Raw genomic sequence first — 25,022 nt, 5'->3', positions numbered from 1 at the left:
AAAAAGACACCAAACAAATTGTTTTAATACATTTAGTATTTTAAGCAACGAGAAAGACGAATGTAATATAAAGTAGCGATCGCGCTTTCTGACTTGATACTTTGGGAATACTAGGGCTATGCGTATATACTTCCAATCCAGCAACCCCTAATATCATGCCGACATTTTTCAACTATCCTTTCCACTCCAACGGTTTTGTTCCCCACGGACATTGTTATCTCTGGCAAACTGGATTAGTTTCGCTCCACATTATTTCTGATGCCACGATCGCTCTAGCCTATTATTCTATTCCCTTCCTACTGGTTTACTTTATTTCCAAGCGTAAAGACGTTCCTTTCAATGGAGTCTTTTTGTTATTTGGTGCTTTTATCATTGCCTGCGGTACTGGACACTTGATGGATATTTGGACGCTTTGGCATCCAGACTATTGGATTGCAGGTAGTTTAAAAGCTCTAACTGCCATTATTTCGATATATACCGCATTTGCGTTATTTTATCTCATGCCTCAAGCTCTGACGCTACCCAGCCCAGCCCAGTTAGAAGCTATCAATCGAGTCCTTTCAACTGAAATTGTCGAGCGTAAGCGTATCGAAAAAGAATTACGCCTTGCAGAGGAAGCCGCTCAAAACTCCAGCCAAGCCAAAAGTGAATTTCTCGCCAATATGAGCCATGAATTACGCACACCTCTCAACGGGATTCTCGGCTATACACAAATTCTCCAACGTACAGAATCTTTGACTGAAAAAGGACGTAAAGGAGTCAGCATCATTTATCAATGTGGTTCTCATCTTTTAACCCTAATTAATGATGTGCTGGATCTCTCCAAAATAGAAGCCCGGAAACTAGAATTGTATCCTGTTGATTTCTACTTGCCTGCCTTTATAGATAGCGTGGCTGAAATTTGCCGCATCCGGGCAGAACAAAAGGTGATCGCATTTAACATTGAACTCGATCCTGATTTGCCAACGGGTATTCATGCTGATGAAAAACGCTTGCGGCAAGTATTGATTAACTTGCTTAGTAATGCAATTAAATTTACTCATCAAGGCAGTGTCATCTTCAAAGTTCAGGTGATTGGTCAAGAATCAAACGCCTATGGACAAACTTACTACAAAATTCGCTTTCAAGTAGTAGATACCGGTACGGGTATAAGCCCTGAAGAAGCAGAGAAAATCTTCCAGCCCTTTGAACAAGTAGGAAATCAAAAACGACAATCTGAAGGTACAGGCTTGGGATTAGCAATTAGCCAAAAAATTGTTTTGTTAATGGGTGGTCAAATTCAGGTGAAAAGTGAATTTGGCAAAGGTAGTACTTTTTGGTTTGAGGCAAAATTGCCAGAATCTAAAGATTGGGCCAAGGTTTCTAGAGTGGTTGAGCAGGGAACCATTATTGCTTATCAAGGACAAAGACGCACTATTTTGATTGCAGATGACAAATGGGAAAATAGATCGGTAATTGTAAATTTATTAGAGCCTGTTGGGTTTACTGTTGTAGAAGCTAGCCAGGGTGAGGAAGCATGGGAACAGGCTCTAGCCCACAAACCAGACTTGATTATCACTGACCTCGTGATGCCTATATTGAATGGATTTGAGTTGATCGAGCGTTTGCGTCAGCCTGGGCTATTTAAAGAACTTGCTATCATCGCTTCGTCAGCTAGCGTGTTTGCAATCGACCAGCACAAGAGTATTGATGTCGGTGCAGATGCATTTTTACCAAAGCCTATAGAAGCTGAGACGCTGCTGGAAATGCTACGACAATTTTTGCATCTAGAATGGATTTTTGATGTTAAGGTAGACGCAATCAAAAAAACCTATACAGGTGGTTTAGATCAACAAAATGAGATGATTTATCCTGCCCAAGAGGTTTTACAAGAGTTACTCGAACTGACAGAAGACGGTGATGTTCAAAAAATATTGGAACTGGCTGAGGAACTTTCTGTATCCGATCAGCAGTTAAGCTTTTTTACCCAGCAAATCGTCCAGCTTGCTAGTAATTTCCAACTCAAACGTTTGGAAACTTTTATTCAACAATACATCGATTAATTTGAGTTAAATTTCAGTTTTAAATTCATCATGAATAAAATTCAAAATAACGGATTTATTTTGATTGTGGATGATAATCCGACAAATTTATCTGTTGTGTGTGAAGCACTCAATAGTGAGGGTTTTCGTTTCCGGGTTGCAGTCGATGGAGAAAGTGCGATCGCTCAAGCCGAACGCAATCAACCAGAGTTGATTTTGCTGGATGTACAAATGCCAGGTATTGACGGATTTGAAACTTGTCGCCGCCTGAAAGCTAATCCTGTTACCCAAAACATTCCGATTATTTTCACCACAGCCTTAGCGGATACGGAAAGCAAAACGAAGGGATTTTCCCTTGGTGCAGTAGACTATATCCCTAAACCGTTTGCCCAAGAGGAAGTCATTGCCAGAGTGCGCGTACATTTACAACTCAAACAATTGACTGAATCTTTGGAACAACAAGTTAGCGATCGCACCAAGGCTTTGCAAAAAGCCCAAGTCCAACTAGTGCAGCAAGAAAAACTATCAACACTCGGAGAGTTAATCGCTGGTGTTGGCCATGAAATCAATAACCCGATCAACTTTATTTCCAGCAATATTCCACCCTTGCAAGAACACATTGCAGGAGTAACCAAGTTGTTCCTACTATATGAACAAGAGTATCCAAACCCAACAGCCAAAATTACCAATGCCATTGAGTACTTGGATCTGAACTTTGTTCTCGAAGATATGGGAAAAATATTGAACTCATTCCAGATAGGAAGTGAACGAATTCAAAACCTTTCTAATTCACTCCGCAACTTCTGTCGCTCAGACAGGGATGCCAAAATATCTGCTGATTTGCACCAAGGACTAGATAGTACACTAATGATTTTGCAACACCGCCTCAATGCTAATGGCAATCATCCCCGCATTGAAGTTATTAAAACTTATGGAGTATTACCACAAATCAGATGCTATCTAGGGGAAATGAATCAAGTATTTATGAACATTCTAGCAAATGCAGTTGATGCCCTTGATGAAGCTATAATAGAAGGCAAAATGAACAATCTAATTCCTCAGATTAGAATTGCCACAGAAATAGATTCTGAACAATTGGTTATAATTCGGATTGCTGATAATGGGATTGGTATTCCTGAACGGCTTAAAAAACGCTTGTTTGAGCCGTTATTTACGACAAAAACCGTTGATAAAGGTACTGGACTTGGCTTGTCGATTGCATATCAAATAGTTGTAGAGAAACACAAAGGCATTTTAGAAGTGAATTCTCAACCTGGCATGGGAACCGAGTTTATCATCAAAATTCCTACATGAGAATAATATTTAATTGATTAAAAAACTGCTTTAGCATTTATCATACTGGAAACTGGGAAGGAGTTTTCCCAATACCCAATACCTAATTTCTATATAGAGTGAACCCAACTTTAGATCCTCAATTAATGGCAGAACGCATAGAATCCCTTAAAGCTGGAATAATTGGAGGATTATCTGTGTGTTTGGCTTTTGCGATCGCTAGTCTTTTAAATACTTTAGTACTAGCAACGTATTTTCAAACACTTGTATGTCTGCACAGTGATGTTAACTGGCGCTTGTGGGTAAGTGGTGCAGTTGCCACTTTTACTGGTTTCCTATTTGGTGTCACCTACCGTTATATCATCCGCTCTGATAAAAATCCCCAACTCAAAGCTGGTGGCGTGTTAGCCTTTGGCTTGGTGCGCGGATTAACTCAGATAGAATTTGGGTGGAATTCTCACAGCACAATTTGGCCTTTTTTGGTGTTGGCGGCAGAAAGTTTGTTATGGTTTGCGCTGGCTGCGATCGCTCTTGATATCGCTATTCAATTGAGTTGGATTAAACCTTTTTCATCAATCTAATATGAATACTAAAATATCCCACTATTATCTGATAGTCGATTTGGAAGCCACCTGCTGTAACAGTAAAACTATTCCGCGTCACGAAATGGAAATTATCGAAATCGGTGCAGTGATGCTCAATCGAGCAACGTGGGAAATTGATTCAGAGTTTCAGCAATTCATCCAACCTGTGAGACATCCGCAACTGACAGGTTTTTGCACCGAATTGACTAGCATTCGCCAGCTAGATGTTGACGAAGCACCCAAATTTTTAGAAGCGATTTCTCGTTTTAAAGAATGGATTAATTTATTTCCCAACTATATTTTTTGTTCTTGGGGTAATTACGACAAAAAGCAATTTATTCAAGATTGCGCGTTTCATAATTTTTCCTATCCTTTTACTTCAGAACATATAAATATCAAAGAGGAATTTTCAGAATATCTTGGCGTATCTAAAAAATTTGGCATGGCGCAGGCTCTCAATGAGTTGGGGATAGAATTAAAAGGCACACACCATCGTGGCATTGATGATGCTCGCAACATTGCAGCTATTTACAGACAGATGAAAAACAAAAACTCAGCTAAATAATAGAAAGTTGTAATAGTATAGCCCAGCTAAAATAGTGAATAAAATCTAGCTATTATGGTGGAAAAAAGATATTCACACGGGCGGAATAAACGCTCATAGCACAATAAAAATTAATAGTTTGATTGATAATTATTATTCTTAGCCAAAGTATTGTTTTGGTTACATGGTTTGAATTATAGGTTTAGAAAATAAAATTTCAGCTATATCTATCTTTGTTTGAATTAACTGACAACTAAGGTAATATATATAATATTTGGCTTAATGTAACTGCAAAAAACAGTCTAAGAGCGGGTTATAAGCCAATAATATTGATTTTGAGGCAACAATTTATGATCGGATTTTGGCGAAAAAAAGTAGTTTTTTTCTTCACAACAATTGTGTTGACAATTCTGCTAATTTATCATGAACCAGTACTAATAGCTGAGGCACAATTTTTTACACCAACACCTACTAGGCCGTTTACCACTGTAGCTTCTCCTAATAAGTCATTAAGTGCTTCTCCCGCACAGCTACCACCATTGCCTTATGCTTTTGGGGCACTAGGAAAAGCTATTGATGCTGAAACGATGAAATTGCATCATGATGCACACCATGCTAGCTACGTCAAGAACTTAAATGATGCATTGAAGCAGTATCCAGATTTGCAAAAAAGAAGTGTTGAAGGTTTGCTAGTGGATTTGAACAGCGTACCTGAAGGTATTCGGACAAAGGTACGCAATAACGCAGGTGGTCATCTTAACCACACAATTTTTTGGCAACTGATGAGTCCTCAAGGTGGTGGACAACCATCAGGCGCGATCGCTCAAGAAATTAACCAAACTTTTGGCAGCTTTGATGCCTTTAAAAAACAGTTTAATGCAGCAGGTGCAGGTCGTTTCGGTAGTGGTTGGGTTTGGTTAGTACGCAATCCTCAAAAACAACTCCAGATTGTCACTACAGCAAATCAGGATAACCCGATTATGGAGGGTTCATATCCGATTATGGGTAACGATCTATGGGAACACGCTTATTACCTGAAATATCGCAACCGTCGGGCTGAGTATTTGGATAATTGGTGGAATGTGGTGAATTGGCCGCAGATTAACAGGCGATACCTTTCCTTCTCTCCGGGACGCTCCCCGAACTGAACGCTAGGCAAAGGGCTGGTAAACTACCCTATTTTCATCAGGTTTTGCTATGCACATTATCCAGTCTGGTTTGTAGCTTCTTTGTTACCCCTTCAGCTAAACCATCTTTAACATGAACGATCCGGTTAGTTTGCTCGGCTACATCCGTTTCATGAGTAACAATGACAATCGTGATCCCTTGACTGTTTAACTCAGTCAACAAATCCATCACCTCCTGAGAGGTTTCACTGTCTAACGCTCCAGTGGGTTCATCTGCTAGAACAAGTGCAGGGCGATTGACGAGGGCGCGGGCGATCGCTACTCGCTGTTGCTGTCCACCAGACATCTGGTTAGGACGGTTTAACATTCGCTCTGCCAAGCCAACACGAGTTAAAGCTGACTCTGCGCGTTTTCTACGTTCCGATTTAGGAACACCTGCATAGACCATTGGCAGCATCACGTTTTCTAAAGCCGTAGAACGAGCTAGCAAATTAAACTGCTGAAACACAAAACCGATCCGGCGATTGCGGATATATGCCAACTCGTCATCGGTTAGCGTCGTCAGGTTTCTGCCTTCTAAAACATAATGTCCAGATGTGGGGCGATCGAGGCAACCGATGATGTTCATCAGCGTAGATTTCCCCGAACCAGACATCCCCATAATTGAAACGTATTCGCCTTCCTCAATAGACAAGTCAATGCCTTTGAGTATCGGAACTTCGACTTCCCCAAGACGATACGTTTTCTGAATTTCTTCCATCCAAATCATCGTTGCCATATTAGTAATTCTCTACTTTAAGAATGTTTTAATCACTTCTAAGCGCCGTGATTGGGTCAAGACTGGCAGCATTGCGAGCCGGAATCACACCAGCCAGTAACCCAATTACAAACGTTAAACCAAAGCCGAACAGTATTGACCAAAGCGAAATCACGAGGGGAAACTTAAACAAATTTGAGGCGGCAAACCCTGACTGTCTAATGAGTGTTGTAAGGTAAAAAGAGCACCTACCAGCAGTAAAAACTTCGTGATCGAAAAAAAGCCTCGGCATCGCCCACAAAGATATTTCCCGGATGCCAAACGAATAATTGTAAAATGTGAGCGAGAATTGTGTATCCATTGCAACACAATATTAGTTAGCCTTCCATCTTGGCACATGCGAAAAACCATTCAAACCTTAAATGGAGCAGTGTTTGTGGCAGGCAAGGGTAAAGAATGTGCCAACTCTCAATGTGAATATTTTGGTAAACACTACTTAGCCTGTGGTGTGCTAAAATATAGTTTACCTCAAAGCACTTACGGGCTAGATGTGCTGGCATTTATAGGTTGGCAACATGAGCATGAGCATCAACAGTTGGTAGAAATTCAACGCTTATTAAAGCAGCGTGGTGTTGAAATTAACGAGAGGAACGTAGGCAAGCTCTATCGACAATTTCTAGCACTCTTAGGTGGAACGATTGCACATACCCAGGAGAAATTAGCTGCCACAGCCCATGAACATGGTGGTTTAATTTGGGCAATTGATGCCTTACAGCCCGAAGGTCATGGAACCTTGCTGTATGTATTGTACGAAGTACTAAGTGGCACACCAGTCAGTGGAATTCAGTTACAACAAGCACAAGCACAACGGCTAATTGAATGGCTGCAACCATATAAGGAATTACCTTTTACAGTGCTAGCAACGCTGTCAGATGGGGAATCAGCAATCATTGCTGCAATGAATTCAAGTTGGTCAAATGCACCACATCAGCGTTGTCAAGCCCACTTTCTAAGTAATTTGAGTGAGTCTGTACTGCCATTAGATACAAAGCTCCGACAGCAATTAAAGGCAGATTTGGATGGGCTGCCACAAGTTCCAGATCGCTCAGAAAGACTTCTTCACCCAAATCAATTAAGACAGCCAGACAGTAGCCCCCTTTTTTAGCAATTCCCTATTTGTCAAGAGATGCGGAGTTAATGGCAGTCGAATCCCAAATTCGTGCTGCGATTCGGGATTGTGTAAATCGTACCAATCGTAAACCTTTTAATTGGGGAGGTATTGAAGGCTACCAACAATTATCAGTTATTGGAGAAATACTACGTAGTTTACCATGCCGGGAAATTGACACAGATTATTTATCTCTATTGTCAGTATGGGTGGACCTTGCTTTACTGACTAATTGTTCAGTAGCATCGGATTTAGAAGAGGCGCACAAGTGGCTGCGAAGAATTGCCGAATGTTTGCACTATCCAGAACACACCAGTCGTAACACAGATGATGTGACTTATATCACAGAAGCTGCAAAATTACCTTTAACAAGCTTTCAAGTCCGGTGCAAGATGGAAGAGTTATTACAACAGTTTGTGCCTGACAGTCAACAAAATCCGGCACAATTTGCTCTCAAAAAAAAGTTACAACTGCTGTGGCACAAATACGGGGCTAATTTGTTGCACTGCTATGATATCCCTGGTTTACCGCCAGATAATCTCAAAATTGAGTCAAAATTCAGCCAGTTGCGTCGCCATCAGAGGCGAATTAGTGGGCGCAAATCAACTGTTGAATTGCGTGATTTTGGGCAATATCAAGTTCTCTTTTTTGCTGAGAATGAAAAACAGCTACTTGAACAAATTCAGCAAGTACCTATAACTGAGTATAAAACTCAACGTCGTCGATTAGCAATGGCAGAAGCTCCTCGCCAACAAAAACGTCGTCTTCATCGTAATCCAGTTAGCGCAATACAAGCTTTGGTTAATCAACATCAAGAACTTCTCACTGTGCTTGAGTTTCAAGCTCTCAATACCAATTAGACAGCTAGGGGCGGCAAAGGCGATCGCAATTCCCAGTCCGATACCAATTACCCCGCCAATTACCGCAATCACAACTGCCTCGGCTAAAAACTGGCTCAAAATCGCAGTGCTAGTCGCTCCAATCGCTTTGCGAATCCCGATTTCCCGCGTTCGTTCCACCACTGACACAAGCATGATATTGGCAATCCCAATACCGCCAACAATTAAAGAAATTACCGCAACCGCCACTATCATTACGGTAAAAAGCTTAGATGTACTAGTCAGAGTGTTGATGATATCAGCCGAATTTACAGTCCGAAAATCATCTTTATCTCCTTTCTCTGGATAAATGCCATGTCTTACCCGCAAGAGATTCGTAGTTTGATACTGAGCAGCGTCTAGCTGTTCCTGGCTTTTGACTTTGACATAAATTCCTCGAATCGCAATTCCCTTAACGGCATTATTTCCTACTAGCCGAGCAGACATATTGGTAAGCGGGATATAAATTTGTTCATCCGGGTTTTGTGGCCCTTGCGCTCCCTTCGTCTCCATAACGCCAATCACATCATAGGTTTGTCCAGAGATGCGGATTTGTGCGCCTTCTGCAATACTTCCTGACCCCAGCAGTTCATCGCGTGCAGTGGGGCCTAAAACCGCCAGAGGTTTTGCCGCCTTGACTTCTTCCTCAGTAAAAAATCTGCCTGTTTGAGGATGGGTGTTGCGTACATCTGGATAATTGACATCAGTTCCAATAATCGTCATCGAGTCGTTGTTTTCGCCATAGACGACTTGGGCAGACTGTTGCAGAATAGCCGACACTCGGTCAACCCCTAAAACCTGTTGCGCGATCGCCTCAGCATCTTCTAAAGTCAATGTCGTAGCACTCCCAGCACCCTGTTGCACCGCACCACTTCTAGATGCACCCGCTTGCACTTGCAAAATGTCGGTTCCAAGTGATTGTAATTGTTGCTCGGTTGCTTTTTGAGTGCCTTGACCAATGGCGGTGACAGCGATCACTGCCATAATGCCAATGATAATACCCAGCATTGTTAGCGCAGTGCGGAGTTTATTACTCCACAATGTCTCCAACGCCATTGTCAAAATTTCAACGGCTGATACCGAAGAACTGCGGATTAAAGTAGATGCCTGTTTAACCAGTGGTTTGCGATTGCGTAATTTGATCATTGCTAAACTTTGCTTGTGACACTAAATCTAAGTACAGCATTTTATTAATTCGTAGCTAATTAAATTTGGTCATACTCTGCAATGCCATTTATCGGCCGCTTTGTTAATAGACGAATGGCATGAATCAAAAGCCCTCACCCTAAATCCCTCTCCCAAGGTTGGGAGAGGGACTTTGAAATTGGCTCCCCTTCTCCCAATTTTGGGAGAAGGGGTTGGGGGATGAGGGCGAATTTTGCATTTGTGCAAGAGGTCTAATGTATCGACTTGCATTGTTAATGTATCGACTTGCATTGTTAATGCATCGACTTGCATTGTTAATGTATCGGCTTGCATTGTTAATGTATTGGCTTGCATTGTTAATGCGTTGGCTTGCATTGTTAATGTATCGGCTTGCATTGTTAATGCGTTGGCTTTCATTCTTAATGTATCGGCTTGCATTGTTAATGCGTTCTCCTGTATTAAACTACGCTTTTAGGCAAAACTTTACTAAGGGCCACCAGGAGGAGGGCCACCCATACCGCCAGGAGAAATACCCCTGTTAGTATTACTATTTTTGTTAGAATTCGATGGCGCACTCACCAAAACTTTTTCATTTCCTTGTAAACCGGATTGCACAACGGTTTTGTTATTTACCGTAGCTCCAGTTTTAATTGGCACAAATCGAGTGCTGCCATTTTCCGTAAGCACCTGCACTCCAGTACCATTACTCTGACGAGCGATCGCTACCGTTGGTACAACAAGCACATTGTTTAATTCGCCTGCATCGAATTTCGCATCAACATTCATGCTTGGAAGCAAGAGAGTCTCAGGGTCAGTGAAATCCACTTTGACTTTAACGCTGGTAACATTGGTTGCCACAGTTGCCTGAGCCGCAACCTGGGCAACCTTTCCCTTAAAGGTTTTGTCAGGATAGGCATCGGCTGTAATGCTTACCGACTGCCCTAGCTTAATTTTGCTAATGTCGGTTTCGGCAATATTTGCCACAACTTGATAAGTTGATGCCAGCGACAGAATCGAAGAAGAGGTTGATCCCGAAACCGAACTCCCAGATGTTGTCGGTGTAACGAAATCACCTGGATCAGAATACTTGGAAGTCACAATACCACTAAATGGGGCACGAATTACTGTGTCTTGAATTTGTGTTTGAATCGTTTTTAGGCTGCCTTGTTGCTGAGTCACTTGAGCGCGTGCAGCATCAATATCTTCTTGGCGGTTTCCGGCTTTTAGTAGTGCTAAAGCTTGCTGTTTTTCCTTAACCACAGCCTTTAGTTGCTCGATATCTTCTTTGCGCGATCCAGCTTTTTGCAATGCCAGCGCTTGCTGGGTTTCATTTACGGAAGCTTTCGCGCTATCCTTGTCGGCGCGTTTTTGGTTTAAAGTCTGAAGGGAAATAGCACCAGCATTGTATAGTTGCTGATTGCGGCTCAAATCATCTTCGGCTTTTGTTAAACTTGCTAGAGCTATTTTTAAACGTGCATCAGCCTGAGCAATATCTTGAGAGCGATTACCTGCTTCTGCTTTTTCTAAAGTCGCTTGGGCTTGTTCTAATTGTGCCTGTGAAGCAGCAATATCTTGAGGACGATTGCCAGCGATCGCTTTTTGCAAATTCGCTTGAGCAGAAGCCAGAGATCCCTGTGCTTGAATTAGTTGCCCTTGTAGATTTGAATCATCCATGTATGCCAGAATTTGCCCCGCTTTCACAGAGTCACCTTCATCTACGAGCAATTTCTTTAGCTGTCCAGAACTTTTGGGACTAACGTTAGTCGATTGTTTAGCTTCAACAGTACCGTTGGCTGAGATGGTAATCGGTAAGGTTTCTCGCTCGACTGGGACTGTTTGCATTTTGCTTCTGGCTGACTGAGTGGAGGAAATCACCGTCTGACGGTAAATGAGGTATCCACCGCCTGTGAGTGAACTGAGTATCAATAATCCCATCAGCCATTTCGTCAGTTTGCCTTTTATCAAACTTTCTTTAAAAGGCTTGAGTGTAATTTGTTGGGGAGAATTAAGTGTCATATATTATGAATGCACCTTGGTTGTAAACAACAATTGAGTCGTTGCGATCGATTCCTGCAAGCAATTGATTAATTGCTCGGAGGACGTGCGGGAATTCCCAACGCTTCTCGCAATTTCTCTTCAGTAACACCAAGTTTTGTAGCTGCCGCTTTCAGATCGGGACGGCGACGCTCTCCATCTGGTGGATTAGTTGGATTAGTGGGTACTCCCAAAGCTTCTTTTAACTTGGCTTCGGTGACACCGAGTTTTTGAGCTGCGGCGGTAAAATCTATCTGGCGGTGCGATCGCCTCCCTTGCGGTACTTGCTCACCCGCTTGAGGGGGGTTTTGGGAGGTCAGATTCGGGTTACTGCCTGCTTGACTACAGGCTGCAAGCGTGAGGGAAATGGCTGCCAAAGCTAGAAATTGACGAATAATCATAACAATCAATCTTGTTTTGCTGAGATTGGAAAGAGTTGATAGTTTTAATTACACCAGCCCAATATGACAGCTTTCCCTTTGTCTGAATTACAAAATTGTAATAATAGCGATTCTTATTTGAATCAGTTACACGGGTAGGGTAGTACAGTTAGCTGTGCTACCCTAAGTGGTTAATTATTTCTTTCTAAGCCTGATGCTCTCGGACTCGTGTAGGCGTAGCCCGTCGTAGACATCGCTGGAAACTAGCGCTCCAACTTTTCGCTAAATCCCCTTATATAACATAATTACGAATGACGGATTTTTAAAGTTCGGTGTTTGTTACCGACTATCCATAGTAGAACAATTAGCAATACAAGCGCTTTGATCGTTGATGGCTCCATTACCTTTTTCACTTCCGTAGGGCTTTGAGGAGTCACACTACATGGAATTTCAATCATTTGTGTGTGATTAGAACCATTACCACTGGGAGTCAGATCGCATTCGCCTTTGTTGTTGAGAGACAAAGGTGCATTTCCTGGAGAAACAGGTGCAGGTGGTTGAGGAGATGAAGAAACAGGTGGTTGAGATGAAGAAACAGGTGGTTGAGCTGAAGAACTATCACCACCCAGTAGTAGAAGCAGAATTAAACCAAGACCTCCAACTCCGATTATTGGCCAAAGTGGAAAGGAATTAGAACTGTCTGGTACCAAGACATCTCCCGTAGAGCCAGGGAAAGCATCAAAAGCTATTGTTTCTCCATCCAAGGCTAGTGGATTGTCACTTAGCAAAGTATCTCCGGCGATATCTTCTCCTAAGAGCTGATTAAATTCCGCTGGAATCGCATTATTGGGGCGTCCGAGTTCCCCACCATCTTCGGAGTATGGAAAGGATAGTACTTCAAAAATCTTCTGTTGGAGTTGGTTCTGATTTCCAGAACTCAACGCATCCAAGCCTGTAGAGATTTTATCTAAATAAAAATTTGTCATCTCTGGCGACAGACCTAAAGACTGAATCTGCTCTTGAATGTTAGAAATTTTTGAGGCTTCTTCAAACAGCAGTCGTCCGTATGACAATTTCAGGTCTAGTAATCCATTACGGAGGCTAACAGAGTCATTGACTCCTGAGTATGGTGCCCAGTAGAACTGCTTGGTTACAAGTCCGAGTCCTTCTACTGGATTGCGACCAAAAGGTTGTCCAAGAAGGTATTGAGATCCATCCATGATTGCGGGAGATGCGTTTCTCCAAAATGAGGCGTAAGGAACCGCAGAGAGATTAGGATTATTGCCGTAGAAGCTAGCGAAATTCTGGAAGTTTTTCTCCCCACCGGCTGCTCGGATCAGAAGGTTTTGATAACTAGTCCCATTGTTTAACTCCACTAATTGTTGGATTACCGATCCAGTCTTATTGCAGGTCAGACCAAATCCCACATCACATCCAGGAATGACTCGCATCTGGCTCAAATTCTGGTTCTTAATTTGGTACTGGAGATACTCAGACTCCAGTCCTTGTTGGATGCCATAACGTCCAACATTTAACTGTGCAAAAGCAGACTGACACGTAGTGAGTACTACTGCAACAGATGAAAATGCGATCGCTGCAAAGCGAACTACCTTCGGCATCGCAATTCTTTGAACAATTGATTTAGGCAAGATGCACCTCTACTAGACGACAACAATTTAATTGGGGATTGGTCATTGGTCATTTGTCATTGGTTAGGAATATATTATTTTCACCTGCCTCCCTTGCCTCCCCTCCTCCCCAGTTCAACTCTTAGCTAAATAAATGTTGATCGTGATTCCTGTACCTTTGAGATTTCCTGATGAGAGTGTGTGATATAAGACTATCGCCCGGTTTGGTTGGTCAAAAAGATACCCACGACGTGTAGGTTTGATCTTCCCTTCCTTGACTAAGGAAACGAAGGCTTGTAGATATCTACGTATACCTTGACGGTTCTCTTTAGTAGTATTCGTATGACGCTCAATCAGCATCATAAAGAAGTCCAAGCTCCGATTTTCCTGCCCTTGAATCAGACTGCCTTCATCTAGGAAAGAACTTGCTATGAGCCTGCTATTAACTTGTTTGACCTTAAATAAAGTAAAATAACGTCCTTCTTTTTTAGGATCGTTGGCATAACAGACCCAGGAACCCTCTTTATTTTGTGTAAAACCCTGTTCAGCAAGGTAAGAAAGCAAAGAATTATTTGCCTTTGTTTGTGGTGGAGGTAGTAAATCTTCAATAGGATCTAAAGAGCAAATCCTCTGTGTTGTTTTTTGTTGGTAAACAGCAGGAGTCTGTTGGGTATTGACGCGAAAGGGCTTGTCATCAGACATTTGTGTTGTTTTCCGTGGATAAACAGCAGGAGTCTGTTGGGTATTGATGTGAAAAGGCTTGTCATCAGACATTGCCATGCTAGACATTGCAGCCAACGCAGATACTTGGAGAACGATCGCTCCAACCAAACGAACTATGATATTCATGTTTTTCCTGTTACTCTTACTGACTTTGTGAATAATCGAATGTTTACTAGATCGAGATTGATCTAGCAGTCCTAAATTATTTGTTAAATTTAAGTGTTTGCCTAATTTGAGCGAGCGTAGCTTAAGTTTTCACTAATCAAATAGGACTTCTATATAGGTAACTAAGCACAAAGAGAATCAATATCTAAATAAAACACACAATGTTAATGTCTTATTGACAATACAAATTGGGCTTTTTGATATTTTTACATATACAAAAAACTCTTGACATTGTGTCAAAACTTTTCTATGTACTCTTGTCTAATTGTTTGCCATCATAAGAGGGTTTTATGCCTTTTTCGCTGGCTATGATGATTCCGAAAAAAGAGCCTTAGTTAGCTTTTTAGTACCTTATATAAGCAGATTCTCAAAACCTCTGTGCTATGCACATTAGGGCTTTTGGTGATTTCCTGGGTAGGTTGAATAATTTTTTGTTTTTTGGAGGTAGCACACCTAACTAGCTGTTTCAGCATGGTTACAAATTAATGTATAAAATAATATCTCCCTGACAGTAAGATAATATTACCATGAGCTTGAGACACGCAACAGTATTGTGGACAGTTGTCAAAGTTGTACACTGGGAATCGTAACTACCTCTTCATTAAATTTCATAGCAAATAGCTCAGAGGCAAGCTTAATCTATTTACACACTACTAGTATTAAGTTCTTAAATACTAGTAGTTGACACACTACTAGTAGTATGTCTTAAATATAACTTTAATTAAAATAAAACACGTATAACTAATAGATTGCAGATCGCTAACCCAAGTTTTTAATTATCCTACCAGGCGATGTCTATGATGGGCTACGCCTATGCACCAAATAAAATTAAGTTAGATTACAAGTATAAAATTTGCGATTTAACACGCTGTTGCTGTTGTTGCCACAGACTTTATAAGCCTGTAAGGCAGAGATTTACGACTTCTCTAATACCAATTCAAAAAATGTTTGCGACAGATAGGGCATCCAAAATAAAATCATAGCCTCAACATTATTCAGATTGATAATGTTGAGGCTATCAGCATGACAAGCAGCAAATTTTGTCAAGAATTGTTGATAAACAGAACTTACACATTGACAGGTAAGACAAAAATTGCGTAAGTTCTAAATTAGTTAATTCAATTTAAATTATTACAAAGCACTGCGGCTAGTTAACGCGTTCCACAAGAAGACTGCAACAATTGCACCAAGAACTGCCACTGCAATACCGGGAATACTCAAAGAGGGAGCCGCTAGAGCAAAGCTTCCTGTACTGAAGAATACACCCAAACTACCACCAATAAAAGCACCAACGATTCCTAATAAAATTGTTGCTAAAATTCCGCCGCCTTGATGACCGGGGTAGATAGCCTTTGCGATCGCACCAGCAATTAGACCTAAAACAATCCAAGCAAGAATATTCATTGTTTTTATTTAATAAACGTTTTTTAGTGACAAATACACAATAGCAATCCAAATATTGACATTCAATCTACCAACAGAAGCAATTACTAATAGCCTTAAGGATGAACGCTATTACTTCTTGTGATGAACTCCCTTAATTAGAGATGGATAATAAAAAAAAGCTCCTAGTAGGTCTAAAACTAGGAGCTAATAAATTCATTGCTTGATAATTGCAGTATATGCGTTTTTAATGAGTGTTCTCATCTACTTGAAGAATTAAGCTCAGGTTTGAAAACAGATACTTTTGTAGGTTCGCACTTAAGTTTACTCAATTTGTAGAACTCTGATGCTGTAAGAGGTTTGCGCTTAAGAATTGGCGTAGCATTTGTAGTAAAGGGCAATTACCTGTACTTGCATTAGTATTAAACAATAAAACCAACTGCTTTACCAATTTATCGTTCTTGCATTTCTTGCTGACGCATGGGCATAGCGTCAATTTGCTCAAAAATTGCTGTTGCTTGTACTGGTGTAGTTTCTTGGCGCTTAACACCACCATCTTTGCCAATTAAAATGACACGAAAATTTTCTTTATCAACCCCAAAGCGATTTCGCAAATTGGCAGCAGAAGACTCATCTATTAACTGTCCGTTGGCATAGCTTTTATCTGTTGCCAAAACTTTAACCAGAACTAAATCCCGATCTTTAAAACCATTTTGGTGCTGGTTAAATACCTGCATCTGTTGCTGATAGTTATGGTTATCAACAGATGGCGCAAAGAGTAGCAGCACCCGGTTTTGCCATTTTTGGGAACTGAGGTTAAATGAAGACATTTTGATAGTATGGGTTGAACCTTGGACAGTACCAGCAATGCTAACAGGCGATAGCGTTATAGACACGGCGATCGTCAGGGCGATTAATACTGAGTTATTCACTTTAGGGCTTGTTAGGCTCATAATACAGACAATGACATAAACGAGGTTTGATGAAATGTCAGAAGCTTTTCCAGACTCTTCTCAACTACAACAGTGGCATCAAGGTATTGAAATGGCTAACCGCAATAACATTTTCTGTCATTGTCGTAGTTGTAGCTATGAATGGGTGGACTCTGTGATTGATGCAGTCTGTTGTAAATGTGGCAGCAAAGATATTGAACATATCTCGTGCTGGCAGTTTCCAGATGATTGAATGAGTATCCAGATATGTAGCCGATAAAATAGCGATCGCTACTTTTGACATTTTCTCTCAGAATTCTGGGTTAAGCTGCGGTAATATCTGCTTGTGCATCTAAAGCAGAATTTGGAAAAATACTCCAGCACTCAGATGGATCAACGGTTAACAGTACTCATATCAGGGTAGCGTTCACCTGCTGCCACATTTTTTGGTGCAACTGTTTCAAGTCGATTCAACTCTTGTTCAGTCAGGGTAATTTCGGCAGCTGCAATATTCTCCTCCAAGTAAGTACGGCGTTTTGTACCAGGTATTGGGACAATATCTTCTCCTTGAGCGAATAGCCATGCTAAAGCAAGCTGACTAGAAGTTACTCCTTTTTCGCTGGCGATCGCTTTGACTTGCTCTACTAATTGCAGGTTTTTATAAAAATTATCACCTTGAAAGCGAGGAGAATTTCTTCGATAGTCATCAGGTGCAAGATCGTCAGGGCTAGCGATCGCACCTGATAAAAATCCTCTTCCTAATGGGCTATAAGGAACAAACCCAATTCCTAATTCCCGCACAGTCGGTAAAATTTCATCCTCTGGCTCTCGACTCCAAAGAGAGTATTCTGTTTGCAGTGCAGTAATCGGGTGAACTGCTACAGCCCGTCGAATCGTCGCCGGAGCAGCTTCCGAAAGCCCCAAATAACGCACTTTTCCCAGTTTGACTAACTCTGCCATTGCCCCGACAGTATCTTCAATGGGGACAGTTGGATCTACTCGATGTTGATAATAGAGGTCAATCACTTCCACCCCCAGACGTTTTAGCGAGGCATCGCAAGCTTGATGGACATATTCTGGTCTACCATCAACCCCTTTAAAACCACCATCTTCAGTACGGACATTGCCAAATTTAGTTGCTAAAACTACTCGATCTCGGCGATCTTTAATTGCTCTGCCTACTAGTTGCTCGTTGGTAAACGGCCCATACATATCAGCAGTATCAAGAAAATTAACTCCAAGTTCTAATGCCCGATGAATTGTCGCGATCGCCTCAGTTTCATCCCGACCGCTATAGAACTCAGACATTCCCATGCAACCAAGTCCGATAGTTGAAACTTCTAACCCTTGTTTGCCTAGCTTTCTGGTTCTCATAAAGTAATTTCCTACTCAGTAATTGGTCTTAGAATATTACGCCTTTCTGCATTATCCCTTTCCCTTTTACCAAGTCATCTATTATTAGAAGTATTTACACTGATATAAGTATGTTGATTTGCGGGTACTTCACCTTTATTTTACCAGCCGTATTAAGACAGCTTTCTAGTATAGGCACTTTTACTATGGGTTTTCTAGTAAATTACTAGCCAGTTGTAACGTTCGCGCAGCGTCTCGTAGAGAAGCGATGACCAAACGCTATGAATTGGCTGCTGAGTTATTTTACAGCGTTGGGTCAACAACTGGCGATTTGTGGTTGTTCTGTTCTGTTGATATCTTATTTAAACCGCAAAATACAGAGTTGTGATGCCAAATTGCCAGAACTTTTTAACCTGGCATTATCACTTCAACTTTTTCTTAGAGGAGAAAGTGGATAGAATTGACAGCAGTTTGGTTAAATACCTCCACCAATTCAAGAGACAACTTTTAGCAAAAGTTCGTTAAGCACCCACAATAATGGTCGGTTGTTACATACACCAGTCTGATTGTTATTCGTCAGAATGTAGTGGTGCAATCTATTGCACTCTTACAAAAGCTAAATACAGAGGTAAAATATGTTTCCTTTTTGGGGTAATCCATGTTACGGAAGCGAACCCATTTCGCACAAAACTAGCTTAGAGCGGAAATTAAAATTCTTGATTTGGATGCGAGATGATTTAGAGTCCAAACTGGCTGGTCTTAATGCTTCTATTGATACCATTCGTCAGCAAATAGGACGTTCCGACTCACCTACTTAGAACTTAACTGATACAGCAATTCATCTCATCATCTACCCAATAAGCAGGTGATGAGATGAATTGCAAGTGAGTTGACGACTATTAAGGTGATTTCTGATGAAAAAAATACCTATGTTGACGAGTTTCGACTACTTCGACTTACCTCGGCTCCGCTCGGCACGAGTCGCTCAGTACAAGTTCACTTAACTCTCGACCACTCAGTTGGTTGAGCGAACGCAAGAGCGTCTCGCACAGAAGTCGAAACCAACGCTATGATAAATTTATTACTAGAATTCATTTAACCAGTCAACTTAATGACACCTTGGCTCACTAGAGATTCAAGCTGAGAATGATGCTGTGTTTGCTCTCGTAGCAACTTGAGTTGCGCGTAACTGAGAATGTGTAATCCTGGCCGGACAACATAACCTTCAATGGTAATGCTTTGTGGCTGCTGGCTGTCGGTGCGGTTGTAGCTAATTGAAGGCATATTTACAAAAGGCAAGTTAGAACTGATTAGTAGAAGAGAATTTGATTCTTCATTCTCTTATAGCTTCACACAAGTTCAGGGTAACTGAAACTTTTTGGGGAATGGGGAATGGTAGTTACATAACCATGACATAAAGTTAGAGTTAACTTAGAGACAAGTCACTTGGCGGTGTGGTAGCGATGGACTGGATGATTAGGTCATAGTGCCCCGATATCGCTTCTTCCCAAGTCGAGTAGAAACGTTTTTCACGATCACAACTCCCTCCAGTTACCAATGACTCAAAAATTTTGGGTTGTTCGGCAGTTCCGATATTTATTCCCAGAAATACAGTTGAAACACTGATGCAATCATGAAGAACAGAAACGATAACTTGTGTGTTAGCTGTATTGCGCCAGACTGCCCATTCCTTAAAATTAACACTAACAGGTGTGTGTCCCTCTAACTTGTAGTAGCGAGTCATATTAGGGGAATTATTTTACACAATTCTTGGAACAGTAGATTTACTACTTTACTCATTAGTTTACCTTGGATGTGCTTACCACCTAACAGTTTCTCACCTTGTTCACTGACGTTAGCTTTGAGTGAGTCGCGGTAGTTAATTAGTTTCCCGGTCAGTTCGTTTTCTGGCAGTCTTCCAGTTTCTACGCCGGTTAAAACGTACTGCCACAGACTAATTCGGCACAGCGACGAGCCGCTAGCTTTTTCAACAAGTCCATCCCCGGATTGTTCCAAAATAGTGCCCATACCTAAACGCATTTTAAAAGTGTCGCGGCTGCGGTTGCGTTTAATTCGTTTGGTATCGCCGGCTAATCGCCTTACGGTGGTTTCTCCATTTTTGCGTAGCTTGCCGCCTTTGGCATCGCGCTCAGTTTTCTTTACCTCTCGCACTTCGTATTCAATAACGGGCCTGCTATTGACACCCAGGAACGACTCAAAGGGGTAAATTCGAGTCAGCAACCGCGATCGCACTCTCAACCCAAAACCGAATTTGTCAAACACGCTCATGTAAGGCTTAAATTCACTCAGAGACAGCATTTGAGCGATTCTTGCTTCCAAGTGCTGCTCAAAAAGTGAGATATCGCACATCCAACCAGCGTGTAACTCTAGGATTGGGTCAAACTCAATTTTATAGTCTTGGGCAATGGAAATTTTATAGCGATTTTCAATTCGGGTTTTGGCGGCGGGTGAAATTTCCAGCCTCTTAGCTAACCATCCCCAAAGTGGCGGTAGTAATCCTGGCTTACTAGATGCACTCTTAGTGTGCGCCATTTCTGGAAACTGCCAAGCTAGAAGTTGCCTTGCATAATTCACAATTGGCGATTGCACTCTGTTGAGATGTTCAAGTTGTTGGCACAAGTCGCGGAGTTCATCAATGGGTTCGGGGCGGTGCATGAGAAAGTATCTTATGTTTAATTCCCCAGTTTCCAGCCGATGATCTGGATCGTGACCGTAAGCAGCCATTGCTAAAGCGTCAGCCGGATCGCTTTTATTTGGGAGGTTTTTGCCCCCGCGATAACGGCGCAATTCCACATGACCAACCCAGAGAATTTTAATTTCTAACTTCTTGAGGATGGATGCCCACAGTTTTGAATAGTGGTTTCCAGTTGGCTCTAAGATTGCATAATCTGGCTTGATTTCTGCTAGATAATCAGCAAAGTCAAAAGCTGATTTCTGTTTTTTCTTAGCATCAGGATTGGAGTAAAAAGCCGGATATAAAGTAGATGCTTTATTTCTTGTTTTATTCCAATATGCTTGCAATCCACCCTTGGGGTATTGTGTTAAAATGTGAGATGTTACGCTTGACTTACTAACATCAATTCCCAAAATTATTAATTCTGTTGTCATGGTTCTGCGTAAATAATGGTGGTTTTCAAGGACTGGCATCCTTTGGATCTCCCGAAATTAATAGCGCACGAATCACCCTAACGCCCCACATAAAAGGGGCGCGATTCAGGAGTAAACGCATTCGGGGAATTAATAGAGAAGTGTTGCGCATGAACTTGTGAACGCCGCAGTTCAGTGGCGTAATTCCTCTTGAACGCCGCACTTTCTCTAATTAACTTGCGGATTGCTTTGAACACAACCCGCGACGGTGGCATTGTTTGTTGCCACCGTTTCGGCTAGTGTGTCAGCTAGCCTCATCAGGCGGGTCTGTTGGGATAGGGTTCAGGATGTAGTTCAGTAATGATTTGCTTTAGCTCATTGAAGGGTGGAATAAGTAAATTCATGACCTCGAATTCGATTTCATAATTTACAGTTTGCGCTTCACTTATTGCCATTAAACCCTTTTCAATCTGAGCTTGGATGCTCTTAATTCGATGCCAAAGCAGATAGTATTCCCAGGACGGATCTGGGGAACCGTTAAGTAATTCGTCTTCGTCTGGTTCAATATTCATGAAATGTTTCTCCGATTTTTTAAGCTTCTCAGTTAAAAATCTGCCGGGTCATCGCTTGCAGCACCCCCAGCATTTAAAATGAGATTGTCCACTAAGTTCTGCTCATTAAGGATTCCAAGCTCTTTCTGGAGCGCCTTGTACTCTGCCTTGAGAGCCGCTAATTCTTTTTTCCTGTCTCTAATTTCTTTATCAAGTTGGTTGTGTATATGCTCCTCATGAATTTGGCGCTCAACACTTTCTATAATTATCTGTGTTGCGACTTCATGATCTTCATAGTCATCAGGTATTACGGCAGTTTTTTCTAGTCGTGCCGAATTGTAGTCGCCGAGATTTAAGACTCTTTGGTAAGTAATGGTTGTTACTTGCATTTGCTTAATATGATATTTTTGACTTGTTCACGTTTTAAGTGTTTGGGTAGATGAATTCATTAGCGATCGCACTCTGGTTAAGAAGCGCGATCGCAATTTGATTCACGCTATCCTTGAACTTCTTGCGGTTGAGGTTGAGGTAGATCGTAAACTACCTCAAACTTCCCGCTACCTTGCCGAAGAATGCTCATGTAAGCATCTGCCTCAGTTCGGGTACGAAATCGAGAAAAGCAAACATTTTGACCAGTGGACAGACGTTGGAAAATCGCCCACGGTGTTAGTTGGTCGCGGTAATTCATAATTCCAAATTCTTAATTCCTAATTGGGTAAAAAAGACCAGCGCAAGCTTCCAGTCCACGCTGGTGCAAACCTATAATTTTAGAGTTGTGGTTAGTGGGTTTATTGCATAGGCAACTCCTGTTTCTCAACGACAAAGTTTTGATCCCAGCGGATTTGAACGATAATCGCTTCCATGATTCCTAGCTGGTCATCAATGGTCAGCTGTTCTTTCATCTGCTTGGTAATGGTGAATATTTCCTCTCGACAATCACCTTCTAGCTGACAGCCGATATGTGATGCAAGAGCTGTGAGGATAACCAGCTTTTCTCGCTTGCTGATTTTCTCGAATGCTGCACCATAGTTATCTTGCAAGGTTGCAAGCAACGTTTCTTCGCCTGGGGTGTAATTGGTGTAATAGCCTAGAGGCTTTGACATTGTTACAATTTCCTTATTGATAAACATTTATTTGTTGTGTCGGCGATTGCTCCAGTAGGACGGTAGGCGATCGCCTTTTCAATTAGCTTTTTTCGTCGTCCTCCTCCTCTTCGTATTCCTTCTCGCCGATGACGATGGTTAGGGCGTTACCTTCAGACTGGAAATCAGTGATGGAAAATTCCTGATCGTCAACGTCTTTGATAGTTACCACCGTGTCACTGGGATAGATTTTTAGGTTTGCAAGCAGTTCTAGAATTGTGGTTGTCATTTTTCTCCTGGGCAAGTGTGCAGACATCAAAATATCACCGCGCAGACAACGCGTGTCCGCGCTCGGTTCTTTGGTGATTAACTTCAGGGTGTTTCCGCGCAAAGGCGCGGGTGCTTGCTCCGGTGATGCCACGCAAAGGGTTAGGCGTGGGGGAGCTAAAATTTTGATTTGCATATGCAAAGCAATGCTATATTGTTTGCATATGCAAAGTACTTTTGTCAAGCTGCATATGCAAAATCGAATTGCATATGCATAAAATAAGGGAACAGAAAATGAAGAGACACAATGAAAACAAGAACTATTCGACTGACGGACGAGGAATGGGAGGACTTAATGCAATTGGCGAAAGCTATGGGCTTGAGGGGCAGAGGGGAACTAATACGGGCAATATCCAACAAGGAGATACCATTGGGGCAGATGTCCAATACGGAGACTCTTCTGCTGGGAAACTTCTAGGTCGTTTAGAGTTGTTAGAGAAAGCCTTTTATGGTTACGTGCATGGTCATCAAGATCGACTTAAGACCCGATACAAAGAAAGTACAGAATTGGAGAGTGCTTTCACAGAAGAATTGCAAGTAATCAAACAAGGACTTCGTGAATTAGCACAACAAGTCGAAGACGACGTTCAAGAATAAAACCGTCCTGCCTGCTTGGTAAGGGCGGTTTTGTTTTGCGATCGCGGTGTGGGATTGGGGGCGGGGTGCGATCGCGTTGACCAAAAGGAATGACAAATGGAAATTGACAACTTAGAACAGCATGAAGAAATTGACGGTTATCCAGAGGGAGAAGGCGCACTCAACAAATACTACAGCGACAGGCTAGACCGCGATGACGACGAATACGAAATTGGCAGTGACGTTTGCTGCGAGTGCTGGGAGGACGGATTGATAAGTATTTTAGACCCCCGTAACTTCTCATGTCCTGTTTGTGATTTTTAGCGTAGCTTGCCGAAACTATTCCAAAAAAAACCAACGCTAGTAGATCAGGTAAAAAACATAGCGGCAAACATAAAGCTTAAACGTCAGCATCCATTGAAATAAAAAACCAAAAAGCCACCGGATGATTTAGCGATGCCTGCGGCGGCAAGCTACGTGGTGGCCTTCTGAAATTAACTGATAGTAATCAGATAGTAATCATGACACAAAATCTATTTAAAAACAATCTTTCGTGGACGGAAGCACACGACGCATACTGTTACCAACACCATATTCCACCCGCCGCAAAAATTCTCTGGCAGTGGCTAATAAGGCAAGGTCAAATTGCCAGCGAAATTGAGCCAGATTTATCAGAATTTAATGCTTGGGTAGCAAAAGTTAGAGGTAAGCCCTATGCTCACAATTACCTCAAAAAGATATTTGACATACTGGTATCGTGCCGTGTTTTGCAAGTAATTAAACAATATTCTTGGAAGATAACCAAGTTACTTGTTAGACCTATCACATGGTTAAATCCACCTAAGAAGGTGCGAGAAAAAAAGTTATATAACCAGAACTCCAGTTACGATTTAGACCCCTCAAACAAGATATCTGTCGATGAGGAGGTTTGCAGCAGCAGCAATAATCTTACTCCCACAACAGCCGAATTTATAGAGTTAGAAAGACAACACGAAATCCTGAGCGTTTGTGCTGAGTACCAAATATACTTTGACCCAAACAAACGAACAACTAGACATCTCTTGGAATTTGATATTGAAGATGTTCGCAAGGCTTTAAAGCACTTTATTTTTCGTGGTGGACATCAAGAAATTCGCGACCCTCAAGGATGGTTAATTAGCTGTTTACGTGAGTGTTACTGGGCAGACAACTTGCTTGATTCATCTGGATTTATTGAACTTTTAAAATCTTGGTTCCCTAGTAACCTGCCAAGGGATTACTAG

29 protein-coding genes and 1 pseudogene are annotated in these 25,022 nt (G+C 41.7%); 11 read left to right on the top strand and 19 right to left on the bottom strand.

Annotation, left to right across the window (positions count from 1 at the left end; translation table 11 throughout):
* Window positions 1–155: 155 nt before the first annotated feature.
* The 5 genes from NLP_RS28755 (at window position 156) to NLP_RS28735 (ending at window position 5,590) form a co-directional block, all read left to right on the top strand.
* A complete protein-coding gene (locus NLP_RS28755) occupies window positions 156–2,042 on the top strand; it encodes an ATP-binding protein (RefSeq protein ID WP_104909298.1) in 1,887 nt (628 codons plus the stop codon).
* Between the two features lie 30 nt (window positions 2,043–2,072).
* Window positions 2,073–3,335, top strand: a complete 1,263-nt coding sequence (locus NLP_RS28750; protein WP_104909297.1) for a sensor histidine kinase — start codon at window positions 2,073–2,075, stop codon at window positions 3,333–3,335.
* A 125-nt stretch (window positions 3,336–3,460) separates the two neighbouring features.
* On the top strand, window positions 3,461–3,895 hold the full coding sequence (locus NLP_RS28745; protein ID WP_104910084.1) for a hypothetical protein: 435 nt from the start codon (window positions 3,461–3,463) through the stop codon (window positions 3,893–3,895).
* Between the two features lies 1 nt (window position 3,896).
* Window positions 3,897–4,463, top strand: a complete 567-nt coding sequence (locus NLP_RS28740; protein WP_104909296.1) for a 3'-5' exonuclease — start codon at window positions 3,897–3,899, stop codon at window positions 4,461–4,463.
* Between the two features lie 329 nt (window positions 4,464–4,792).
* Window positions 4,793–5,590, top strand: a complete 798-nt coding sequence (locus tag NLP_RS28735) for a superoxide dismutase (protein WP_104909295.1) — start codon at window positions 4,793–4,795, stop codon at window positions 5,588–5,590.
* A gap of 37 nt (window positions 5,591–5,627) precedes the next feature.
* Here NLP_RS28735 and NLP_RS28730 read toward each other — a convergent pair whose 3' ends face one another.
* On the bottom strand, window positions 5,628–6,347 hold the full coding sequence (locus NLP_RS28730; RefSeq protein ID WP_325034704.1) for an ABC transporter ATP-binding protein: 720 nt from the start codon (window positions 6,345–6,347) through the stop codon (window positions 5,628–5,630).
* A 28-nt stretch (window positions 6,348–6,375) separates the two neighbouring features.
* Window positions 6,376–6,534, bottom strand: a pseudogene (locus tag NLP_RS35285) (ABC transporter permease); the annotation flags it as partial.
* A 60-nt stretch (window positions 6,535–6,594) separates the two neighbouring features.
* Here NLP_RS35285 and NLP_RS28720 point away from each other — a divergent pair.
* Complete coding sequence (locus NLP_RS28720; protein WP_158680361.1) at window positions 6,595–7,491, top strand: hypothetical protein; 897 nt, start codon at window positions 6,595–6,597, stop codon at window positions 7,489–7,491.
* 728 nt (window positions 7,492–8,219) lie between these two features.
* Here NLP_RS28720 and NLP_RS28715 read toward each other — a convergent pair.
* The 8 genes from NLP_RS28715 to NLP_RS28680 all read right to left on the bottom strand — a co-directional run bounded on the left by NLP_RS28715 (window position 8,220) and on the right by NLP_RS28680 (window position 16,763).
* Window positions 8,220–9,428 carry an ABC transporter permease gene (locus NLP_RS28715; RefSeq protein ID WP_442946676.1) on the bottom strand — a complete coding sequence of 403 codons (1,209 nt, stop codon included), beginning with the start codon at window positions 9,426–9,428 and terminating at the stop codon, window positions 8,220–8,222.
* A gap of 159 nt (window positions 9,429–9,587) precedes the next feature.
* A complete protein-coding gene (locus NLP_RS28710) occupies window positions 9,588–9,956 on the bottom strand; it encodes a hypothetical protein (protein ID WP_104909293.1) in 369 nt (122 codons plus the stop codon).
* 48 nt (window positions 9,957–10,004) lie between these two features.
* Window positions 10,005–11,534, bottom strand: a complete 1,530-nt coding sequence (locus NLP_RS28705) for an efflux RND transporter periplasmic adaptor subunit (protein WP_104909292.1) — start codon at window positions 11,532–11,534, stop codon at window positions 10,005–10,007.
* 68 nt (window positions 11,535–11,602) lie between these two features.
* Window positions 11,603–11,953, bottom strand: a complete 351-nt coding sequence (locus NLP_RS28700) for a hypothetical protein (RefSeq protein WP_104909291.1) — start codon at window positions 11,951–11,953, stop codon at window positions 11,603–11,605.
* A 284-nt stretch (window positions 11,954–12,237) separates the two neighbouring features.
* Window positions 12,238–13,551: a hypothetical protein gene (locus tag NLP_RS28695; protein WP_104909290.1), complete on the bottom strand. Its 1,314-nt coding sequence runs from the start codon at window positions 13,549–13,551 to the stop codon at window positions 12,238–12,240.
* Window positions 13,552–13,695: 144 nt separating this feature from the next.
* Window positions 13,696–14,409 (bottom strand): hypothetical protein, encoded by a 714-nt coding sequence (locus tag NLP_RS28690; protein ID WP_104909289.1) that lies wholly within the window; start codon window positions 14,407–14,409, stop codon window positions 13,696–13,698.
* 1,170 nt (window positions 14,410–15,579) lie between these two features.
* Entirely contained in the window at window positions 15,580–15,852 is a 273-nt protein-coding gene (locus NLP_RS28685; protein ID WP_104909288.1) for a GlsB/YeaQ/YmgE family stress response membrane protein, read from the bottom strand.
* A gap of 431 nt (window positions 15,853–16,283) precedes the next feature.
* Complete coding sequence (locus NLP_RS28680; protein WP_199784716.1) at window positions 16,284–16,763, bottom strand: DUF4174 domain-containing protein; 480 nt, start codon at window positions 16,761–16,763, stop codon at window positions 16,284–16,286.
* A 55-nt stretch (window positions 16,764–16,818) separates the two neighbouring features.
* Between NLP_RS28680 and NLP_RS28675 the strand changes: the two genes are divergently transcribed.
* Window positions 16,819–17,016 carry a hypothetical protein gene (locus NLP_RS28675; RefSeq protein WP_104909286.1) on the top strand — a complete coding sequence of 66 codons (198 nt, stop codon included), beginning with the start codon at window positions 16,819–16,821 and terminating at the stop codon, window positions 17,014–17,016.
* 140 nt (window positions 17,017–17,156) lie between these two features.
* On the opposite strand, the gene NLP_RS28670 is transcribed toward NLP_RS28675, so the two are convergent.
* On the bottom strand, window positions 17,157–18,137 hold the full coding sequence (locus tag NLP_RS28670; protein WP_104909285.1) for an aldo/keto reductase: 981 nt from the start codon (window positions 18,135–18,137) through the stop codon (window positions 17,157–17,159).
* A gap of 614 nt (window positions 18,138–18,751) precedes the next feature.
* On the opposite strand from NLP_RS28670, the gene NLP_RS28665 reads away from it, so the two are divergent.
* Complete coding sequence (locus tag NLP_RS28665) at window positions 18,752–18,934, top strand: hypothetical protein (protein WP_104909284.1); 183 nt, start codon at window positions 18,752–18,754, stop codon at window positions 18,932–18,934.
* Between the two features lie 277 nt (window positions 18,935–19,211).
* On the opposite strand, the gene NLP_RS28660 is transcribed toward NLP_RS28665, so the two are convergent.
* The 8 genes from NLP_RS28660 to NLP_RS28625 all read right to left on the bottom strand — a co-directional run bounded on the left by NLP_RS28660 (window position 19,212) and on the right by NLP_RS28625 (window position 23,368).
* Window positions 19,212–19,400 (bottom strand): hypothetical protein, encoded by a 189-nt coding sequence (locus tag NLP_RS28660; RefSeq protein ID WP_104909283.1) that lies wholly within the window; start codon window positions 19,398–19,400, stop codon window positions 19,212–19,214.
* 142 nt (window positions 19,401–19,542) lie between these two features.
* Window positions 19,543–19,860 carry a hypothetical protein gene (locus tag NLP_RS28655; RefSeq protein ID WP_104909282.1) on the bottom strand — a complete coding sequence of 106 codons (318 nt, stop codon included), beginning with the start codon at window positions 19,858–19,860 and terminating at the stop codon, window positions 19,543–19,545.
* On the bottom strand, window positions 19,857–21,245 hold the full coding sequence (locus NLP_RS28650; RefSeq protein WP_104910082.1) for an IS110 family transposase: 1,389 nt from the start codon (window positions 21,243–21,245) through the stop codon (window positions 19,857–19,859). Before NLP_RS28650 ends, NLP_RS28655 begins: the two co-directional genes overlap by 4 nt.
* A 296-nt stretch (window positions 21,246–21,541) precedes the next feature.
* A complete protein-coding gene (locus NLP_RS28645) occupies window positions 21,542–21,796 on the bottom strand; it encodes a hypothetical protein (protein ID WP_104909281.1) in 255 nt (84 codons plus the stop codon).
* Window positions 21,797–21,828: 32 nt separating this feature from the next.
* Window positions 21,829–22,164, bottom strand: a complete 336-nt coding sequence (locus tag NLP_RS28640; protein WP_104909280.1) for a hypothetical protein — start codon at window positions 22,162–22,164, stop codon at window positions 21,829–21,831.
* Window positions 22,165–22,271: 107 nt separating this feature from the next.
* Window positions 22,272–22,463, bottom strand: a complete 192-nt coding sequence (locus NLP_RS28635; protein WP_104909279.1) for a hypothetical protein — start codon at window positions 22,461–22,463, stop codon at window positions 22,272–22,274.
* A gap of 100 nt (window positions 22,464–22,563) precedes the next feature.
* On the bottom strand, window positions 22,564–22,878 hold the full coding sequence (locus NLP_RS28630; RefSeq protein ID WP_158680568.1) for a hypothetical protein: 315 nt from the start codon (window positions 22,876–22,878) through the stop codon (window positions 22,564–22,566).
* Between the two features lie 82 nt (window positions 22,879–22,960).
* On the bottom strand, window positions 22,961–23,368 hold the full coding sequence (locus tag NLP_RS28625) for a hypothetical protein (RefSeq protein WP_158680567.1): 408 nt from the start codon (window positions 23,366–23,368) through the stop codon (window positions 22,961–22,963).
* 50 nt (window positions 23,369–23,418) lie between these two features.
* Here NLP_RS28625 and NLP_RS35280 point away from each other — a divergent pair, with 50 nt between their 5' ends.
* The 3 genes from NLP_RS35280 to NLP_RS28610 all read left to right on the top strand — a co-directional run bounded on the left by NLP_RS35280 (window position 23,419) and on the right by NLP_RS28610 (window position 25,022).
* Window positions 23,419–23,781 (top strand): hypothetical protein, encoded by a 363-nt coding sequence (locus tag NLP_RS35280; protein WP_234017106.1) that lies wholly within the window; start codon window positions 23,419–23,421, stop codon window positions 23,779–23,781.
* Between the two features lie 96 nt (window positions 23,782–23,877).
* Complete coding sequence (locus NLP_RS28615; protein ID WP_104909275.1) at window positions 23,878–24,084, top strand: hypothetical protein; 207 nt, start codon at window positions 23,878–23,880, stop codon at window positions 24,082–24,084.
* A 197-nt stretch (window positions 24,085–24,281) separates the two neighbouring features.
* Window positions 24,282–25,022, top strand: coding sequence for a hypothetical protein (locus NLP_RS28610; RefSeq protein ID WP_104909274.1), 741 nt, complete (start codon window positions 24,282–24,284; stop codon window positions 25,020–25,022).

The sequence above is a fragment of the Nostoc sp. 'Lobaria pulmonaria (5183) cyanobiont' genome (genome assembly GCF_002949795.1).
GTDB lineage: Bacteria > Cyanobacteriota > Cyanobacteriia > Cyanobacteriales > Nostocaceae > Nostoc.
The sequence above is the reverse complement of the archived record's forward strand: the minus strand, read 5'-3'. Positions and strand labels throughout refer to the sequence as shown.

Coding starts and splice junctions, on each gene's coding strand:
- NLP_RS28735 (WP_104909295.1), top strand. CDS start 4,793: ATGATCGGATTTTGGCGAAAAAAAGTAGTTTTTTTCTTCACAACAATT.
- NLP_RS28715 (WP_442946676.1), bottom strand. CDS start 9,428: ATGGCGTTGGAGACATTGTGGAGTAATAAACTCCGCACTGCGCTAACA.
- NLP_RS28745 (WP_104910084.1), top strand. CDS start 3,461: ATGGCAGAACGCATAGAATCCCTTAAAGCTGGAATAATTGGAGGATTA.
- NLP_RS28610 (WP_104909274.1), top strand. CDS start 24,282: ATGACACAAAATCTATTTAAAAACAATCTTTCGTGGACGGAAGCACAC.
- NLP_RS28670 (WP_104909285.1), bottom strand. CDS start 18,137: ATGAGAACCAGAAAGCTAGGCAAACAAGGGTTAGAAGTTTCAACTATC.
- NLP_RS28685 (WP_104909288.1), bottom strand. CDS start 15,852: ATGAATATTCTTGCTTGGATTGTTTTAGGTCTAATTGCTGGTGCGATC.
- NLP_RS28675 (WP_104909286.1), top strand. CDS start 16,819: ATGTCAGAAGCTTTTCCAGACTCTTCTCAACTACAACAGTGGCATCAA.
- NLP_RS28690 (WP_104909289.1), bottom strand. CDS start 14,409: ATGAATATCATAGTTCGTTTGGTTGGAGCGATCGTTCTCCAAGTATCT.
- NLP_RS28640 (WP_104909280.1), bottom strand. CDS start 22,164: ATGCAAGTAACAACCATTACTTACCAAAGAGTCTTAAATCTCGGCGAC.
- NLP_RS28730 (WP_325034704.1), bottom strand. CDS start 6,347: ATGGCAACGATGATTTGGATGGAAGAAATTCAGAAAACGTATCGTCTT.
- NLP_RS35280 (WP_234017106.1), top strand. CDS start 23,419: ATGAAGAGACACAATGAAAACAAGAACTATTCGACTGACGGACGAGGA.
- NLP_RS28750 (WP_104909297.1), top strand. CDS start 2,073: ATGAATAAAATTCAAAATAACGGATTTATTTTGATTGTGGATGATAAT.
- NLP_RS28615 (WP_104909275.1), top strand. CDS start 23,878: ATGGAAATTGACAACTTAGAACAGCATGAAGAAATTGACGGTTATCCA.
- NLP_RS28660 (WP_104909283.1), bottom strand. CDS start 19,400: ATGCCTTCAATTAGCTACAACCGCACCGACAGCCAGCAGCCACAAAGC.
- NLP_RS28755 (WP_104909298.1), top strand. CDS start 156: ATGCCGACATTTTTCAACTATCCTTTCCACTCCAACGGTTTTGTTCCC.
- NLP_RS28695 (WP_104909290.1), bottom strand. CDS start 13,551: ATGCCGAAGGTAGTTCGCTTTGCAGCGATCGCATTTTCATCTGTTGCA.
- NLP_RS28645 (WP_104909281.1), bottom strand. CDS start 21,796: ATGAATATTGAACCAGACGAAGACGAATTACTTAACGGTTCCCCAGAT.
- NLP_RS28630 (WP_158680568.1), bottom strand. CDS start 22,878: ATGTCAAAGCCTCTAGGCTATTACACCAATTACACCCCAGGCGAAGAA.
- NLP_RS28705 (WP_104909292.1), bottom strand. CDS start 11,534: ATGACACTTAATTCTCCCCAACAAATTACACTCAAGCCTTTTAAAGAA.
- NLP_RS28740 (WP_104909296.1), top strand. CDS start 3,897: ATGAATACTAAAATATCCCACTATTATCTGATAGTCGATTTGGAAGCC.
- NLP_RS28655 (WP_104909282.1), bottom strand. CDS start 19,860: ATGACTCGCTACTACAAGTTAGAGGGACACACACCTGTTAGTGTTAAT.
- NLP_RS28635 (WP_104909279.1), bottom strand. CDS start 22,463: ATGAATTACCGCGACCAACTAACACCGTGGGCGATTTTCCAACGTCTG.
- NLP_RS28650 (WP_104910082.1), bottom strand. CDS start 21,245: ATGACAACAGAATTAATAATTTTGGGAATTGATGTTAGTAAGTCAAGC.
- NLP_RS28665 (WP_104909284.1), top strand. CDS start 18,752: ATGTTTCCTTTTTGGGGTAATCCATGTTACGGAAGCGAACCCATTTCG.
- NLP_RS28700 (WP_104909291.1), bottom strand. CDS start 11,953: ATGATTATTCGTCAATTTCTAGCTTTGGCAGCCATTTCCCTCACGCTT.
- NLP_RS28710 (WP_104909293.1), bottom strand. CDS start 9,956: ATGCAAGCCGATACATTAAGAATGAAAGCCAACGCATTAACAATGCAA.